Source organism: Stenotrophomonas sp. 22385 (assembly GCF_052045085.1).
Classification (GTDB): domain Bacteria; phylum Pseudomonadota; class Gammaproteobacteria; order Xanthomonadales; family Xanthomonadaceae; genus Stenotrophomonas.
The window spans coordinates 158,506-175,761 of the sequence record NZ_JBQEOG010000010.1 but is presented as its reverse complement, the minus strand read 5'-3'; the positions used below and the strand labels follow the sequence as shown (position 1 = coordinate 175,761).

At 68.0% G+C, this 17,256-nt stretch carries 14 protein-coding genes; 7 read left to right on the top strand and 7 right to left on the bottom strand.

What is annotated here, in order from left to right; translation table 11 throughout:
• Positions 1–88: 88 nt before the first annotated feature.
• The 4 genes from hemE to ACTJI4_RS17285 form a co-directional block, all read right to left on the bottom strand.
• Positions 89–1,171, bottom strand: a complete 1,083-nt coding sequence (gene hemE, locus ACTJI4_RS17300) for a uroporphyrinogen decarboxylase (RefSeq protein ID WP_440870053.1) — start codon at positions 1,169–1,171, stop codon at positions 89–91.
• A 42-nt stretch (positions 1,172–1,213) separates the two neighbouring features.
• Positions 1,214–1,465: a WGR domain-containing protein gene (locus ACTJI4_RS17295; RefSeq protein WP_392920628.1), complete on the bottom strand. Its 252-nt coding sequence runs from the start codon at positions 1,463–1,465 to the stop codon at positions 1,214–1,216.
• 74 nt (positions 1,466–1,539) lie between these two features.
• Positions 1,540–2,649, bottom strand: a complete 1,110-nt coding sequence (gene aroB / locus ACTJI4_RS17290) for a 3-dehydroquinate synthase (RefSeq protein ID WP_440870052.1) — start codon at positions 2,647–2,649, stop codon at positions 1,540–1,542.
• Positions 2,646–3,188: a shikimate kinase gene (locus tag ACTJI4_RS17285; protein WP_392920623.1), complete on the bottom strand. Its 543-nt coding sequence runs from the start codon at positions 3,186–3,188 to the stop codon at positions 2,646–2,648. The genes aroB and ACTJI4_RS17285 overlap by 4 nt, the downstream gene beginning before the upstream one ends.
• A gap of 94 nt (positions 3,189–3,282) precedes the next feature.
• On the opposite strand from ACTJI4_RS17285, the gene ACTJI4_RS17280 reads away from it, so the two are divergent.
• Positions 3,283–3,486, top strand: coding sequence for a dodecin family protein (locus ACTJI4_RS17280; RefSeq protein ID WP_392920620.1), 204 nt, complete (start codon positions 3,283–3,285; stop codon positions 3,484–3,486).
• A gap of 16 nt (positions 3,487–3,502) precedes the next feature.
• Here ACTJI4_RS17280 and ACTJI4_RS17275 read toward each other — a convergent pair whose 3' ends face one another.
• Positions 3,503–4,333 carry a kinase gene (locus tag ACTJI4_RS17275; RefSeq protein ID WP_440870051.1) on the bottom strand — a complete coding sequence of 277 codons (831 nt, stop codon included), beginning with the start codon at positions 4,331–4,333 and terminating at the stop codon, positions 3,503–3,505.
• A 41-nt stretch (positions 4,334–4,374) separates the two neighbouring features.
• On the opposite strand from ACTJI4_RS17275, the gene pdxH reads away from it, so the two are divergent.
• Positions 4,375–4,974, top strand: a complete 600-nt coding sequence (gene pdxH, locus ACTJI4_RS17270) for a pyridoxamine 5'-phosphate oxidase (RefSeq protein ID WP_440870050.1) — start codon at positions 4,375–4,377, stop codon at positions 4,972–4,974.
• Between the two features lie 7 nt (positions 4,975–4,981).
• Here the strand turns inward: pdxH and ACTJI4_RS17265 are convergent, their stop codons facing one another.
• Positions 4,982–7,510: a hypothetical protein gene (locus ACTJI4_RS17265; protein WP_440870049.1), complete on the bottom strand. Its 2,529-nt coding sequence runs from the start codon at positions 7,508–7,510 to the stop codon at positions 4,982–4,984.
• A 458-nt stretch (positions 7,511–7,968) separates the two neighbouring features.
• Entirely contained in the window at positions 7,969–9,567 is a 1,599-nt protein-coding gene (gene prpR, locus ACTJI4_RS17260) for a propionate catabolism operon regulatory protein PrpR (protein WP_440870048.1), read from the bottom strand.
• Between the two features lie 157 nt (positions 9,568–9,724).
• Between prpR and prpB the strand changes: the two genes are divergently transcribed.
• From prpB to ACTJI4_RS17235, 5 genes are all read left to right on the top strand, one after another.
• Positions 9,725–10,615, top strand: coding sequence for a methylisocitrate lyase (prpB, locus tag ACTJI4_RS17255; RefSeq protein WP_440870047.1), 891 nt, complete (start codon positions 9,725–9,727; stop codon positions 10,613–10,615).
• 28 nt (positions 10,616–10,643) lie between these two features.
• Positions 10,644–11,801, top strand: a complete 1,158-nt coding sequence (gene prpC / locus ACTJI4_RS17250) for a bifunctional 2-methylcitrate synthase/citrate synthase (RefSeq protein WP_307106561.1) — start codon at positions 10,644–10,646, stop codon at positions 11,799–11,801.
• A gap of 75 nt (positions 11,802–11,876) precedes the next feature.
• Positions 11,877–14,492 (top strand): Fe/S-dependent 2-methylisocitrate dehydratase AcnD, encoded by a 2,616-nt coding sequence (gene acnD / locus ACTJI4_RS17245; RefSeq protein ID WP_440870046.1) that lies wholly within the window; start codon positions 11,877–11,879, stop codon positions 14,490–14,492.
• Position 14,493: 1 nt separating this feature from the next.
• Complete coding sequence (gene prpF, locus ACTJI4_RS17240) at positions 14,494–15,684, top strand: 2-methylaconitate cis-trans isomerase PrpF (RefSeq protein WP_440870045.1); 1,191 nt, start codon at positions 14,494–14,496, stop codon at positions 15,682–15,684.
• A gap of 50 nt (positions 15,685–15,734) precedes the next feature.
• Entirely contained in the window at positions 15,735–17,192 is a 1,458-nt protein-coding gene (locus ACTJI4_RS17235) for a bifunctional 2-methylcitrate dehydratase/aconitate hydratase (RefSeq protein WP_440870044.1), read from the top strand.
• Positions 17,193–17,256 lie beyond the last annotated feature (64 nt).

Genomic DNA, 17,256 nt, shown 5'->3' with positions numbered 1-17,256 from the left:
GGGACGTGCGCAGGATCATGGCTTTGACACGCATGGCGTGTCACTACGATCCTTGGTCGCTCGATCTGGGGGTCGCGCGGTCGTTGGATCAACGGCGGCTGTGGGAATGTACGGCTTCTACCAGTACCTGCACATGTTCAGGGTTCATGTCGGGCGACATGCCGTGGCCGAGGTTGAACACGTGGCCCTCGCGGGAGCCGCCATTGCCGCGCGCATAGCTGTCCAGCACCTGCCCGGCGGCACGTTCGATCGCCTCCGGGTTGCCGTACAACGTGGCCGGATCGAGATTGCCCTGCAGCGCCACGCGTCCGCCGGTACGTGCCACTGCGTCGGCCAGGTCCAGGGTCCAGTCCACGCCCAAGGCATCGGCGCCGGTGTCGGCGAGGTCAGCCAGGTGCAGGCCGGTGCCCTTGCCGAACAGGATCAGCGGGGTGCGCTGCTCGCCTTCACCGCGCTCCAGTTCACGCGCGATGCGGGTCAGGTAGCGCAGCGAGAACTCGCGGTACATGGACGGGCTGAGCACGCCGCCCCAGGTATCGAACACCTGCAGCACCTGCGCGCCGGCCGCGCGCTGGGCAGCCAGGTAGGCAACCACCGCATCGGTCACCACCGACAGCAGCTGGTGCAGTGCGGCCGGCTCGTTCAGGGCCATGGCCTTGATGCGTGCGAAATCCTTGCTGCCGCCGCCTTCGACCATGTAGCAGGCCAGCGTCCACGGGCTGCCCGAGAAACCGATCAGCGGCACGCGGCCGTCCAGCTCACGACGGATCACGCGCACCGCATCCATCACGTAGCGCAGCTCGGTTTCCATGTCCGGCACGGCCAGCCTGGCAATGGCGGCGGTATCGCGCACCGGATGGCGGAACTTGGGGCCTTCGCCTTCGACGAAATACAGCTCCAGGCCCATCGCATCGGGAATGGTCAGGATGTCCGAGAACAGGATCGCCGCGTCCAGGTCGAACCGACGCAGCGGCTGCAGGGTGACTTCGCAGGCGATGTCCGGGTTCTTGGCCATGGCCAGGAAACTGCCGGCCTTGGCGCGGGTGGCGCGATACTCGGGCAGGTAACGGCCGGCCTGGCGCATCAGCCAGACGGGCGTGCAGTCCACCGGTTCGCGGCGCAGGGCGCGCAGCAGGCGATCGTGGCGGGGGGGGCTGGTCACGGGATGCATCCTTGGAAACGGGTGGCGCAGGGCCGGGGGAGGCGAGGCCGCTCAGCGCGGCGGCACGCCGCGGGTATAGGTGATCTGATAACCGCGCTTGAGCTCGCTGTCGCGTGCCTTCTCAAACGCGGCTTCTGCCTGCGCCTGGTCCGCGAAGAACTGGCGGTGCAGCTTGGCGCTCCTGCCGATCTGGCCCGACTCGCGCAGCAGTTCCCAGCCGCCGAACAGGTCCGGTTGCAGGGTGAGCTGGAGGTAGCCGGCCGGATCGGTGCCGCTGGCAGGTTGCTGCAGGAAGATGCGCATGGCCGCGATTGTAGCCGCGAACCGGCAACGGGTCCGTACCGGCCCGCTGGGCGGCCGCGGCAAGCGGTCGCAGCTCAACCCGTGGCCAGCACGCGCAGGACGTCGGCTTCGTCGATGTCGGCGACCACTTCGGCGCGGCCGATGCCCCGCCACAGCACCAGCCGCAGGCGCCCGGCCACGTTCTTCTTGTCAAGCCGCATGCGCGCCAGCAGGGCCTCGGGCGCAAGCCCGGCCGGAACGGCGACCGGCAGCTCGTAGCGCAGCAGCAGTTCGCGCAGGCGGGCGGTGTCCTCGTCGCGGCTCATGCCCAGCTGCGCCGACAGCCGCGCGGCGAGCACCATGCCCACCGCGACTGCTTCGCCGTGGTTGAGGTTGTCATTGCCGGGCGCACCGTAGCCCTGCTCGGTCTCGATCGCGTGCCCGAAGGTGTGGCCCAGGTTCAACAGGGCCCGCTCGCCGCGTTCCAGCGGATCGCGCGCGACGATCTCGGCCTTGTGCTCGCAGCTGCGCGCGATGGCCTGGGCCAGCGCCGCATCGTCACCGGACAGCAGTGCGGCATGTTCGGCCTGCAGCCACTGGAAGAACAGCGGGTCGCGGATCGCGCCGTACTTGATCACCTCGGCCAGGCCGGCGCGCAGTTCGCGCGGCGGCAGGGTGCGCAGCGCGGCGGTATCGGCAATCACCGCACGAGGCGGGTGGAAGGCGCCCACCAGGTTCTTGCCTTCGGGAATGTCCACGGCGGTCTTGCCGCCCACTGACGAATCGACCATGGCCAGCAGCGAGGTAGGCAGCTGCACGCAGTCCACCCCACGCATCCAGCAGGCCGCGGCAAACCCGGCCAGGTCGCCGGACACGCCGCCGCCCAAGGCCACCACGCACGCGTCGCGGGTAGCGCCGAGCGCAGCCAGCGCGGTGATCGCCGCGCCGAAGTTGGCCAGTGTCTTCGAGGCTTCGCCGGCCGGCAGCACCAGCTCGCCGATCAACAGTTCCGGTCGGGCATCCCGCAGAGCCTGTTTGACTCCCTCCAGGTATAGCGGTGCCACTGACGAGTCGCTGAGCAGCAGTACGTGGCGGCCGCGTACGTAACCTGCCAGCAGTTCGCCGCGGGCAAGCAGGCCGGGGCCGATATGGATCGTGTAGGGGGTGTCGCCGCCGACGGCGACGGTGCGGGGGGGCGCGCTCATGCGTGAGGTTCCAGTCGCTGCCATTGCGAGGCCAGCCGCAGCACCAGCTGCGCGGTCGCCTCGTTGGGCGTGTACAGATCGGTATCGAGGGTGAGGTCGGCCAGGCCTTGGTACAACGGGTCGCGCACGCCGGCCATCGCGTGCAGCACCTGCTCGCGGTCCGGTCGTTGCAGCAGCGGCCGGCCCCGGTCGCGGGCCAGCCGCTCCAGCTGCGCCGGGACGCTGACCCGCAGGTAGACCACGAAGCCACGCTGCGCGATTGCCTCGCGATTGCCCGCATCGAGCACGGCACCGCCGCCGGTGGATATCAGCTGCCCCTGACCGGCGAGCAGCCGCTGCAGCACCTGGCGTTCATGCTGGCGGAAGCCGGCCTCGCCCGAATGTTCGAAGATGGTGGGAATGCTCGCCCCGGCCGCGTCCACGATGGCCTGGTCGGCGTCCACGAAGTCCAGCGTGAAGCGCTCGGCGAGACGGCGGCCGATACAGGTCTTGCCGGCGCCCATCGGGCCCACCAGGATGAGGTTTGGAGCAGGATTCATTACCCGGAATGCTAACACCTCCATGTCGCGGCCTTTACGCACCGGACCCCATCGTGGGCGGCGCGGAATGTCCCGCACGCACCCGGAGCACCCCATGTCAGTGGCCAAAATCATCGAGATCAATGCCTCTTCGTCCACCAGCGTCGAAGACGCGGTGCGCAGCGGCCTGAAAAAGGTGTCCGAAACGGTCAAAGGCATCCAGGGGGCCTGGATCAACGAAACCAAGGTGGTCACCGACGGCGAGGGCAACATCACCGAATGGCGGGTCAACCTGCGTGTGACGTTCCTGGTCAGCTGAGCGGGCGGGAAAGGCTTCAGCCAGGCGCCGGCACGATCCGGCGCTGGTCGTCCAGCATCACCACCCGGTCGGCCAGCGCCGGCAGCGTGCGCAAGGCCTGTCGGCTGACCCGCTCGTAGTACTGCACGAACCGCTCCAGCTGGGCGCGGCTCATGCTGCTGCGCTCGGGTTGGGCGGCCTGCAGGTTCTGCTCCTGCTGCCAGCGCCACCGCGGCACCACGGCGAAATCCGGAGGCTGCAGGAACCATAACAGGTCGCACCGCTGCCACAGCGGCGGGTAGTCCCGGGCCAGGGCCTGGTTGCACCAGCGGCGCCACCGGCCCGCGGCGTCGGCGTCGCGCTCGAGCGCATTGAGCGGGGCGTCCAGTTCGTCCTCCCGCTGCGCCGGGGTGCCGAGGAACCAGCCTTCAAAAACCAGCAGGTCCAGGCCATCGTTGAGGTGCGCCCAGTGCGCGTCCGGCACGCGCTCGTCGGCCAGCTTGTCGAACCGGGGCAACGCCACGGGCTGCCGCGCGGTAATCGCGTCCAGGGTGGCGTGGGCGAGGGCCAGGTCATGTGTTCCGGGTGGCCCGCGGGTCAGCAGCAGGGGATGCACCTGGCGCGCCAGGCGCTGGCGCTGGGCGCGGGTGAGGTAGAAGTCGTCGATGGACAGTGCCGCCGCACGCAGCCCCCGTTGCCGGGCCAGGGCCACCACCTGGGCCGCCAGCGTCGATTTGCCGCTGCCCTGCAGGCCGCTGATCGCCAATACTGGCACCGTGGCCGTGACGGCCAGCGCGTCATCCAGCGCCTGCGCGACCAGTGCATCGGGAAATCCCTTGTTCCGGGGCATGTACGCAGCAGCGGGCATGCGCAGACAATAAACCCAAACCGAGCCGCAAGAAACCGACCATGACCAATCTCTACGCTGAAGCGCTGTCCACCTTCGCCGCCCTGTACGACGAAGCCAAGGGCAGCGCTGAAATCGAACCCAACGCAATGACCGTGGCCACCGCCACCGCCACGGGCGTCCCCTCGGCGCGAACGGTACTGCTGAAAGCCTTTGATGACCGCGGTTTCGTGTTCTACACGCATCTGGACAGCCACAAGGGCCGCGAGCTGCACGCCAACCCGCACGCCGCGCTGCTGTTCCTGTGGCGCAGCCTGCGCGAGGCCGGCATCCAGGTGCGCATCGAAGGCACCGTGGAACAGGTCAGCAACGAAGAAGCCGACGCGTACTTTGCCTCGCGTCCGCGCCTGAGCCAGATCGGCGCGTGGGCGTCGCTGCAGTCGCGCACGCTGGCCTCGCGCGAGGAATTCGATACGCGCGTGGCCACCGCCGAAGCCAGCTTCGCCGGCCGCGATGTTCCGCGGCCGGACGGCTGGAGCGGGCTGCGCGTGGTGCCGCGCCGGATCGAGTTCTGGTACGGCGCGCAGTTCCGCCTGCATGAGCGCTGGTGCTATGAGATCGACGCCAACGGGCAGTGGGGCAAGCGCCTGCTGTACCCGTAAGCGTCGCTCAACCGACCACCGGCAGGGTCAATGCGCCGATCAGCGACGACATTGCCTTCTGCCGGGTGGTGATGGCCCCCACCGCCTCGAACAGCGCATACAGCTGGGCGCGCCGGGTCTCGGCATCGGCGGCCTGCTTGAACGCGTCCAGCGTGCTGGTATCGGCGTTTTCACGCCGGGTGGTGGCACCGCCCGTCGTGGTGGTGGGCTCACGCTGAAGCCAGTAGCGCGCTTCGTGCGCGGGGACTGAATCGGGGTCGGTCAGTGCGTTGGCCAGCCGGTCCAGGTCGGCGCCATGCGACTCCAGCAGCGCGGCCCAGGTTTCGGGACGGGGCTGGGTAGCCGAGCACAGCGACAGGTATCGCATCAGGGCACTGGTCAGCGTGCCTTCGCCCAGGCGGTCGTAGCGGGTGAACTGGGTGGAGCGGCTGTGCTGCACCGACAGGGTGGGCGACAGCCCCGGCAGCACGGGGACGGGCACGGTCAGATCCACCGTCTGCGCGGTGCCAGTGGCCACGCGCACTGCGTGCAGGTGATTGCCGCGCGCTGAGGCGGGGAAATCCGGGTCGGTCTGGTAGGACGGCCGGAAGAATCGCACCATGCACTGGGCGGTAGCGTTGACCCCGAGCTCGGCCGACAGCGGGGTAGTGAGGGCTTCCGCCTCGCGCAATGGCAGCGCGCCCCAGTCCGGCAGTTGCCGTTCGACTTCGCTCAGGATCGTGCCAAGCGCGGGTGCGAGATTCGACTCGAAGGTCAGTTCCAGGTAGTAGCCCGCCCGCAGCGGATCGGGATCCTGTCGGACGTGGCGTGCAAACCTCACCCCTCCGGTGGCAGTGAGCAGGGGCAGCGTCGCCGAGAGCGACAGGGTGCCACTGAGTGTGTCGATTTTCTGGATCTGCTCACGGAACGCATGGGTGGCCCGATACACCCACGCGCGGTCGTGCGGCAGGAGGGTGTCGTGGATGCGCCGCGCCTGTGCCTGGACGGTGCGCTGCAGCCGGGTCCAGTCCGCGTGCGCGGCGGGCGAGCCGGGATCGGGTGCGGGCACTGCCTGCAGCCAGGCAAGCGTGTCGAGCAGGGCGATCATCACCGGCTCGGGCGCGGTGCTGCTGCCGCCCCAGTCGCGTGCCAGCGACGCCAGCGGCGCGCGTGCCTGTTGCGGCGCCCGCAGCGACAGCGTGGTCAGCGCCTGCAGGTGATCGAACGCGGCACCCACGTGGTCCACCGCCTCCAGCCGCCGTTCCAGGTTGTCGGGGTCCCGCGGCGCCGCCATGAGCTGCTGCACGATCTGCAACGCGTGTGAACGAGGCTGGTTGCCCACCCGATGCGCCACGCGCGTGTCCAGCACCGTGCGGATGCCAAGTTCCTTGCTGGCGGGCAGGCCGTCGTTGCCGAGTTCAGTCAGCCGGGTGGGCAGTGCCGCGCGCAGCTCGGTGCGGCTCGCCGCGCCGGTGGCGCCGAGCTGGCCAACCCCGTATCCGGCACTTGCCGACAGCGCACCGCCGTGGGTGGTCAGGCCCGCGGTGATCAGCAGGCCACGCGTGCCAAACGCCAGCGGTTGCGCTAGCGCCGGTGCGCCGAGCAGGACCGGCAGTTTCGATTGCCAGGCCATTGCGCGGCTGGCGCGCTCGTCGTAGCGGTCCCGCCGTGGCTCGGTCACACGCTTGAACGCACGCTGCAGGGCGTTGCCGCCCAGCCGGCGGGCGACCGATGCATGCGCCAGCCGCAGCACGCGCGTGCGCATGGACATCGAAATGTCCGCATCGCCTTCGGTGGAGTAAGCGCTCAGTCCGCCTTCCACGCCTACCCGGGGCGCGACGGTGGCCTGGACACTGGCTTCACCCCTTACCGTGGCGCTGCGGATGGTGGCGATGGTCAGGTCATCGAACGTGGCAACGCTGCACTCCTGGCGTGCCCCGGCCGCCGCCCCCGCATGCACGCCACTGGGCAATCCGAAGCGGACGCCCAACATGCCGCCGTTGCCGACGCTGCGCTGCGAACCCGGCAGCACGTTGATGCGTTCGCGTTCGGTATGCCGTGCGATCTGCTCGTGCAGCATCGCCTCGGCGCGTGCTGCGCGGACAAGGTCATACAGCGCAGTGCGCACGGCCTTCTGCCGTTCGGAAACATGGCTGCCACCGGGCAGGCGCTTGATCGCACGCAGCAACGCGCTGCTCTGTCTGCGGGTCAGCGGCCGGCGCGGGTCCAGGGCCAGCGTGTCCAGGGCGTTGGCAAAATCCGCGGGCGCGTCGGCGCGGCACACCGCCAGCAGTGCATGGATCTGTCCGCTCAGCACCATCAACGCATGCTCGGAAGGGCCGGCAGCGCGGGGTGCATCCTCCGCGCCCTGCTCGGTATTGGCGGCGGCCGATGGCATCCGCCATACCCGGGTGGGCGCAGCCTGCGCGCAGCTGGCGTGATTGCTTATGCCGGTCAGCGGGATGGCGCCCGCAGCACCGCGCTGCCTGCGCAGGAGCAGTGCGGTGCCGCGGGTGACGAGGGTGGAGATCGGCCTGGCGTGCGTTGCTGGGAACATGCGGTGTCCTCGGTGATGGGCGGGTCGTCGCTCTGGAACCTAGCGGCGCCGCAGGCCGTTGGACATTGCTGCGTTCGCCGGCAGTTCACCCGGGATTCCCGTTGATGAACCCTCCCGGCGGACGGCAGAACGTTTTCTCTCTTGACCTCATCGATGACATCTATCGGATCGCGCGTCGCGACGCCGCACCGGAACCCCTGTTCTGCTGCGGAATTGCTGTGTTCACCAGACATTTGCTGCCGGCCGTGTCGCGTCAGGGCGGCCCGTATGCAAGGCCCCTGGATCTCCCACGCTGTCAGTTCCTGCCCGCGCACCAGGCAAAATGATGAACACGTTGCACAACCGGATATCCGCATTTGGCTTTAGGAATTTCCCCAATGCGTTGTCGGTTGAAGCCTGAACTGCGTATCAGGGATGTCGTCGCTGGCACGCGGTGCGCAGAACCCGCGCGCTGGACCTCACCCCGAGGGCTGCCGAAGCCAACGCCATAGCGTGGTGCGCGATACCCCCAACCGGGCGGCCAGCTGCTCGCGGTTGCCGTGGTGTTCCAGCAACCAGTGCTGCAGCGTGGCGGCCGAAGGTCGCGTCGGCAGTGGCCCGGTACGCGATGCGGCGGCGTCTGCGGCGGTCGTGCCTGGCAGCAGTTCGGGCAGCCATGACTGCAGCTGTTCCAGGCCCAATACGCCTTGGTCGCTTCGCCAATGGATGCGGAGTCGATCGACCAGATTGCGCAGCTCGCGCACGTTGCCCGGCCACGCGTAGACGCACAGCCGGTGTGTGGCGGCTGCATCGAGCGGTGAAGGGCGCTGCCCCAATTGCTGGAAGAAGTGCTCCAGCAGCAGCGGCACATCCCGAGGGCGCTCACGCAGGGTCGGCAGCGCGATCCGCAGCGCGGCCAGGCGATAGTAGAGGTCGCGCCGGAAGCGCTGCGCCTCTACCAGCGATTCCAGGTTCTGCAGAGTGGCCGCCACCACGCGCACATCCACTGCGGTGGGCTCGGTGGCGCCCACGCGCAGCACTTCGCGCTCTTCCAGCACCCGCAACAGGCGGGTCTGCAGCGGCAGTGGCAACTCGCCGATCTCGTCCAGGAACAGCGTGCCACCGTCGGCCGCTTCGACCAGCCCGACCCGCCCCCCGCGCCGCGCGCCGGTAAAGGCGCCCTCGGTGTAACCGAACAGCTCGGCCTCCAGCAGAGATTCACTGATGGCGCCGCAGTTGAGTGCCACGAAGCGGCCACTGCGGCCGCTGGCCGCATGCAGCTGGCGCGCCACCAGCTCCTTGCCGGTGCCGGTGGCGCCGGTTACCAGTACGGTGCTGTCGTGGGGGGCATACAGCGCGATCCGCTCGCGTACCTGCTGCATTGCCGGGCTGTCGCCGAGCAGGCGGTGTTCGACCGGACGCTGCCGGGTCGGCGCACGCCGGCGCGGCGCCGCAACGCCGGAGCGCGCCAGGGTCTGGGTCAGTTCAAGCGCATGTTCGAACGCCTGGCGCACCGAATCGGCCGAATACAGCAGCACCCCGGGCAGTCCCACGCGCTCGGCGTGGTCGATGGCCATGCCGGTGCCGACGATCACCTCGATGCCGTTGGCGCGCATGTCGGCGATGCAGTCGCGTGCATCTTCACGGGTCACGAAGCGCCGATGTTCGATATCCAGCCCGAAGCTGTGCTGGAAGCTGCCGAAGCTGGGTACGTCGGTGGCATGGGTGACCAGCCCGATCCGCGGCGCGATCCGCCGGGCCCGCGCCAGCGCTTCCATCAGGTCGAAGCCGTTGGCCTGGATCGGTACCAGCGGTACCTCCAGGCGGCTGCGCAGGTACGCCGCGTTCGAGCCGCCGGCAATGACCACGTCGCAGTGCTCGCGGCGCAGACGCTGCCCGATCACGTCCACCGCCTCCTCGAAGCCGAGGTTGATCGGCACGATGCGGGCGCGGCGGTCGAACTCCGGAATGACATCGCCGAGCAGCCCGGTCAGCCGCGACACGCTGACCGTCCAGATCACCGGCAGCGCGCCGGGGTCGGGGTCGGGCAGACGGGGGCGGGGCAGGCGGATCGACATGGACGGTAGTTCTGTTTCAGTTCCATCCATGTTACAGCTGTTTCAATGTTTCAAAGTGAAACAGGCCGGGCCAGTAGCCGTGCTAATGAAATCAATCACTTGGGAGTTGGCACGCGCCTTGCGGCTGTTCTCCGTCATCCTCGATGGAATGTTCCCCATGACCACTGCTGTTTCCTCCGCCGGCGCCCGCTTCCGCGCCGCGCTGGCCGCCGAATCGCCCCTGCAGGTGATCGGGGCGATCAACGCCAACCACGCACTGCTGGCCAAGCGCGCCGGCTACCGTGCCATCTACCTGTCCGGCGGCGGCGTCGCGGCCGGTTCGCTGGGCCTGCCCGACCTGGGCATCAACACCCTGGAAGATGTGCTCATCGACGTGCGCCGCATCACGGACGTGTGCGATCTGCCGCTGATGGTCGACATCGACACCGGCTTTGGCCCCAGCGCCTTCAACATCGCGCGCACCGTGAAATCGCTGATCAAGGCCGGCGCGGCCGCCTGCCATATCGAAGACCAGGTGGGCGCCAAGCGCTGCGGGCATCGGCCGGGCAAGGAAATCGTCACCCAGGGCGAGATGGTGGACCGGGTCAAGGCAGCGGCCGATGCCAAGACCGATCCGGACTTCTTCCTGATCGCGCGCACCGATGCCATCCAGGTGGACGGCGTGGATGCAGCCATCGAGCGCGCCATCGCCTGCGTGGAAGCGGGCGCCGACGGCATCTTTGCCGAGGCCGCCTACGACCTGGCCACCTACCGCCGCTTCGTGGAAGCGGTGAAGGTGCCGGTACTGGCCAACATCACCGAATTCGGCAAGACCCCGCTGTTCAGCCGCGACGAACTGGCCTCGGCCGGCGTGGCCATCCAGCTGTTCCCGCTGTCGGCGTTCCGTGCGGCCAACAAGGCCGCCGAGAACGTGTATGAGACCATTCGCCGCGACGGCCACCAGAAGAACGTGGTGGACAGCATGCAGACGCGCGAGGAACTGTACGACCGTATCGGCTACCACGCCTTCGAGCAGCAGCTCGACGCGCTGTTCGCCGCCAAGAAGTAACGTCGCACCATTGTTTTCTGGAGGGATCATGAGCGAAGCAACCACCGCCCCCGGCTTCAAGCCGAAGAAGTCCGTCGCCCTGTCGGGCACCGCCGCCGGCAACACGGCGCTGTGCACCGTCGGCCGCAGCGGCAACGATCTGCATTACCGCGGCTATGACATCCTGGACCTGGCCAACACCAGCGAGTTCGAGGAAATCGCCCACCTGCTGGTGCACGGCAAACTGCCGACCCGCGCCGAGCTGGTCGCCTACAAGGCCAAGTTGAAGTCGCTGCGCGGCATCCCGGCGGCGGTCAAGGCCGCGCTGGAAGAGCTGCCGCCGTCGGCCCACCCGATGGACGTGATGCGCACCGGTGTTTCCGTGCTCGGCTGCGTGTCGCCGGAGAAGGACGACCACAACCACCCCGGCGCGCGCGACATCGCCGACAAGCTGATGGCCTGCCTGGGCTCGATGCTGCTGTACTGGTACCACTGGAGCCACAACGGCCGCGCGATCGACGTGGAGACCGACGACGACTCCATCGGCGGCCACTTCCTGCACCTGCTGCACGGCGAGAAGCCGCAGGATTCGTGGGTGAAGGCGATGCATACCTCGCTTATCCTGTACGCCGAGCACGAGTTCAACGCTTCAACGTTCACGTGCCGCGTCATCGCCGGTACCGGCAGCGACATGTACAGCTGCATCACCGGTGGCATCGGCGCGCTGCGTGGGCCGAAGCATGGCGGCGCCAATGAGGTGGCGTTCGAAGTACAGAAGCGCTACGACTCCCCGGATGAGGCCGAGGCCGACATCAAGGCCCGGGTCGAGCGCAAGGAAGTGGTGATCGGCTTCGGCCACCCGGTCTATACGGTCAGCGACCCGCGCAACAAGGTGATCAAGGACGTGGCCCGCGAACTGTCCAGCGAGCAGCAGAACCTGAAGATGTACGACATTGCCGAGCGCCTGGAATCGGTGATGTGGGACATCAAGAAGATGTTCCCGAACCTGGACTGGTTCAGCGCCGTCAGCTACCACATGATGGGCGTGCCGACCGCGATGTTCACCCCGTTGTTCGTGATCGCCCGCACCTCCGGCTGGAGCGCGCACGTGATCGAACAGCGCATCGACGGCAAGATCATCCGCCCCAGCGCCAACTACACCGGCCCGGAAGACCAGGCCTTCGTGCCGATCGACCAGCGCCGCTGAACGAAGGGCCGGCCCCCGGGCCGGCCTTTCCCGTTTGCAGCACGGCCCGCCAAACAGAAGCAGTTATCGCCAGCCATGAACACTGATTACCGCAAGACCCTTCCCGGCACCTCGCTGGACTATTTCGATACGCGTGCGGCCGTTGATGCGATCGCCCCGGGCGCCTATGCCACGCTGCCGTATACCTCGCGCGTGCTGGCCGAAAACCTGGTGCGCCGCTGTGACCCGGCCACCCTGGAGGCCTCGCTGCGGCAGCTGATCGAACGCCGCCAGGACCTGGATTTCCCGTGGTACCCCGCGCGCGTGGTGTGTCATGACATCCTGGGGCAGACCGCGCTGGTCGATCTGGCCGGTCTGCGCGATGCCATTGCCGACGCCGGTGGCGACCCGGCCCAGATCAACCCGGTGGTGCCGACCCAGCTGATCGTGGATCACTCGCTGGCGGTGGAATACCCCGGCTTCGACAAGGCCGCGTTCGAGAAGAACCGCGCCGTTGAAGACCGCCGCAACGAAGACCGCTTCCACTTCATCAACTGGACCAGGAAGGCGTTCAAGAACGTCGATGTGATTCCGCCGGGCAACGGGATCATGCACCAGATCAACCTGGAGAAGATGTCGCCGGTGATCCAGGTGCGCGACGGGGTGGCCTTCCCCGATACCTGCGTGGGCACCGACAGCCACACCCCGCACGTGGACGCGCTGGGCGTGATCGCCATCGGCGTGGGCGGCCTGGAAGCGGAGAACGTCATGCTCGGCCGCGCCTCATGGATGCGCCTGCCGGACATCATCGGTGTCGAGCTGACCGGTCGCCCGCAACCGGGCATCACCTGCACCGACCTTGTGCTGGCGCTGACCGAGTTCCTGCGCAGGGAGCGCGTGGTGGGGGCGTGGATCGAGTTTTACGGTGAAGGCGCCACCGCGCTGACCATTGGCGACCGCGCCACGATTTCCAACATGACCCCGGAGTTCGGCGCCACCGCCGCGATGTTCTCCATCGACCAGCAGACCCTGGACTACCTGCGCCTGACCGGCCGCGAGGAAGCGCAGGTGCAGCTGGTGGAAACCTACGCCAGGACCACCGGCCTGTGGTCGGATGACCTGGACCAGGTCCAGTACGAGCGCGTGCTGCAGTTCGACCTGTCCAGCGTGGTGCGCAACATGGCCGGGCCGTCCAACCCGCACAAGCGCGTGGCGACCAGCGAACTTGCCGCGCGCGGCATTGCCGACGAAGCCAAGCTGGCCTCCGGCAAGCTCGAACAGGAACAGGGCCTGATGCCCGATGGCGCGGTGATCATCGCCGCCATCACCAGCTGCACCAACACCAGCAACCCGCGCAACGTGATCGCCGCCGCGCTGTTGGCGCGCAACGCCAACCGTGCCGGGCTGAGCCGCAAGCCGTGGGTGAAGAGCTCGCTGGCCCCCGGTTCCAAGGCCGTGCAGCTGTACCTGGAAGACGCCGGCCTGCTCGGCGACCTTGAGCAGATGGGCTTTGGCATCGTGGGCTTCGCCTGCACCACCTGCAACGGCATGAGCGGCGCGCTGGACCCGAAGATCCAGCAGGAAGTGATCGAACGCGACCTGTATGCCACCGCGGTGCTGTCGGGCAACCGCAACTTCGACGGGCGCATCCATCCGTATGCCAAGCAGGCCTTCCTGGCCTCGCCGCCGCTGGTGGTGGCCTACGCCATTGCCGGCACGGTGCGCTTCGACATTGAAAAGGATCCACTCGGTTTCCGCGACGACGGCAGCGCGATCACCCTGAAGGACCTGTGGCCGAGCGATGCCGAGATCAATGCGGTGGTGGCTGCCAGCGTCAAGCCGGAACAGTTCCGCCAGGTCTATGAGCCGATGTTCACCTTCAAGGTCGAACATGGCGCGCCGGTCAGCCCGCTGTACGCATGGCGCCCGCAGAGCACCTACATCCGCCGCCCGCCGTACTGGGAAGGGGCGTTGGCCGGCGAACGCGGCCTGCAGGGCATGCGCGCGCTGGCGGTGCTCGGCGACAACATCACCACCGACCACCTGTCGCCGTCCAACGCGATCCTGGCCAGCAGCGCCGCCGGTGAGTACCTGGCGAAGATGGGCCTGCCCGAGGAAGACTTCAATTCCTACGCCACCCACCGCGGCGATCACCTCACCGCGCAGCGGGCAACCTTCGCCAACCCCAAGCTGATCAATGAAATGGCCGTGGTCGATGGCCAGGTCAAGCAGGGCTCGCTGGCGCGTATCGAACCGGAAGGCAAGGTCACCCGGATGTGGGAAGCAATTGAAACCTACATGGAGCGCAAGCAGCCGCTGATCATCATCGCCGGTGCCGATTACGGTCAGGGCAGCTCGCGCGACTGGGCCGCCAAGGGCGTGCGCCTGGCCGGCGTGGAAGCCATCGCCGCCGAAGGGTTCGAGCGCATCCACCGCACCAACCTGATCGGCATGGGCGTGCTGCCGCTGGAGTTCAAGCCGGGCGTGAACCGCCTGTCGCTGGGTATCGACGGCACCGAAACCTTCGACGTGGTCGGTGAGCGCGTACCGCGCGCGGAGTTGACCCTGGTGGTCAACCGCCGCGACGGTGAACAGCTGCGGGTGCCGGTCACCTGCCGCCTGGACACCGCAGAAGAAGTCTCGATCTACGAAGCCGGCGGGGTACTGCAGCGTTTTGCGCAGGACTTCCTGGAATCCTCGCAGGTGGCATGACATGACCCATCTTCCCCAACTCCGCATTCCCGCTACCTACATGCGCGGCGGTACCAGCAAGGGGGTGTTCTTCCGCCTGCAGGACCTGCCGTCTGCCGCGCAGATGCCGGGCCCGGCACGTGATGCGCTGCTGATGCGGGTTATCGGCTCACCCGATCCGTATGGCAAGCATACCGACGGCATGGGCGGGGCAACGTCCAGTACCAGCAAGTGCGTGATCATCTCGGCGCCATCGGTGCCCGACCACGATGTGGACTACCTCTACGGGCAGGTGTCGATCGACACCGCGTTCGTGGACTGGAGCGGCAACTGCGGCAACCTCAGCACCGCCGTGGGACCGTTCGCGATCAGCAACGGTTTCATCGATCCGACCCGCGTTCCACGCAACGGGATCTGCACGGTGCGGATCTGGCAGGCCAACATCGGCAAGACCATCCTGGCCCACGTGCCGGTGGTGGATGGGCAGGTGCAGGAAATCGGCGATTTCGAACTTGACGGGGTGACCTTCCCGGCGGCGGAGATCGCGCTGGAGTTCCTCGATCCGTCCGACGACGGCGAAGGCGAGGGCGGTTCGATGTTCCCGACCGGCAACCTGGTCGACACGCTCGACGTGCCGGGCATGGGCAGCTTCCAGGTAACCATGATCACCGCCGGCATTCCCACGATCTTCCTCAATGCAGCGGACCTGGGTTACACCGGTACCGAACTGCAGCCGGCGATCAACCAGGACAAGGCCGCGCTGGCCCGGTTCGAGGCGATCCGCGCACACGGCGCGGTGCGCATGGGCCTGATCGACAGCATCGACCAGGCTGCCACCCGCCAGCACACGCCCAAGGTTGCTTTCGTCGCCCCGGCGCAGGACTACGTGTCCTCGAGTGGCAAGCAGATCGCGGCGGCCGATATCGACCTGCACGCCCGCGCGCTGTCGATGGGCAAGCTGCACCACGCCATGATGGGCACTGCGGCGGTAGCCATCGGTACCGCCGCGGCCATTCCCGGCACGCTGGTCAACCTGGCTGCCGGTGGCGGGGAGCGCGGCGCGGTGACCTTCGGGCATCCGTCCGGCACGTTGCGGGTCGGTGCCGAGGCGCGCCTTGTTGACGGGCAGTGGACGGTGACCAAGGCCATCATGAGTCGCAGCGCACGCGTGCTGATGGAGGGCACGGTGCGGGTTCCCGCCGATACGTTGTAAAAGGCAGCCGGGCAGGGCCCGGCTCCACCCGTCCGGACAGGAGCGCAGCGATGTCCACAGGCAGTTCTCCTACCAACGACCGCGTTGCCTGGGACACGGTCATGGTCGACATCGTCGACTACGTACGCGATTACACGGTGACCTCGCCGTTGGCGTTCACCACCGCCCGCCACTGCCTGATCGACACGCTCGGCTGCGGGCTGGCGGCACTGGCGTTCCCGGCCTGCAGCAAGCTGCTGGGCCCGCTGGTGCCCGGCAGCCGCGCGGTCAACGGCGCGCGCGTGCCAGGCACCCGCTTCGAACTGGACCCGGTGCAGGCCGCCTTCAACATCGGCGCAATGGTGCGCTGGCTGGATTTCAACGACACCTGGCTGGCCGCCGAATGGGGCCACCCGTCGGACAACCTCGGCGGCATCCTGGCCACCGCCGACTGGCTCAGCCGCAATGCGGTGGCCCTGCGCCGGCCGCCGTTGACGATGCGCGACGTGCTGGTGGCGATGATCAAGGCGCATGAGATCCAGGGCGGCCTGGCGCTGGAAAATGCGTTCAACCGGGTCGGGCTGGACCACGTGGTGCTGGTCAAGGTGGCCTCCACCGCCGTGGTCGCGCACATGCTGGGCCTCGACCGCGAGCGGATGCTCAATGCCGTCTCGCTGGCCTGGGTCGACGGGCAGGCGCTGCGTACCTACCGGCACGCGCCCAACACCGGCTCGCGCAAGAGCTGGGCCGCAGGAGATGCCACCAGCCGCGCGGTGCGGCTGGCGCTGATGGCGGCCACCGGCGAGATGGGCTACCCCAGCGCGCTGACCGCGCCGACCTGGGGTTTCTACGACGTCTCCTTCGGCGGGCAGCCATTCCGCTTCCAGCGCCCCTACGGCAGCTACGTGATGGAGAACGTGCTGTTCAAGATCAGTTACCCGGCCGAGTTCCATGGCCAGACCGCCGTGGAGGCGGCGATGCAGCTGCACGCACGGCTGCGTGCGGAGGGGCGGCGCATCGATGACATCGCGCACATCACCCTGCGCACCCAGCAGGCCTGCCTGCGCATCATCGACAAGACCGGTCCACTGAACAATCCGGCCGACCGCGACCACTGCGTGCAGTACATGGTGGCCATCGCGCTGCTGTTCGGGCGGCTGGTGGCGGAAGACTACGAGGACGACGTGGCCGCCGATCCGCGCATCGACGCGCTGCGCGCGAAGATCCGCTGCGTCGAAGAGCCCCGGTTCACTGCCGATTACCTGGCCCCGGACAGGCGCAGTATCGCCAATGCACTGGAGCTGCAGTTCCTTGACGGTGATCGGCTGGAGGCTACCGTCGAGTACCCGCTGGGTCACGCCCGCCGCCGCGCCGAGGGGATCCCGCGGCTGGAAGACAAGTTCCGGGCGCACCTGGCGGCCACCTTCCCGACCGCCCAGCAGCGTCGCATCCTGGAGGTATCGCTGGACCCGGTCGCGCTGGAAGCGATGCCGGTCCACGAATACGTCGCGCTTTACGTCCCCGATTGACCGACCCCGCCTGGCTGCGCCCCCTCTATACTGGAGCCCTTGTTCAAGGAGTGACGTCATGGCT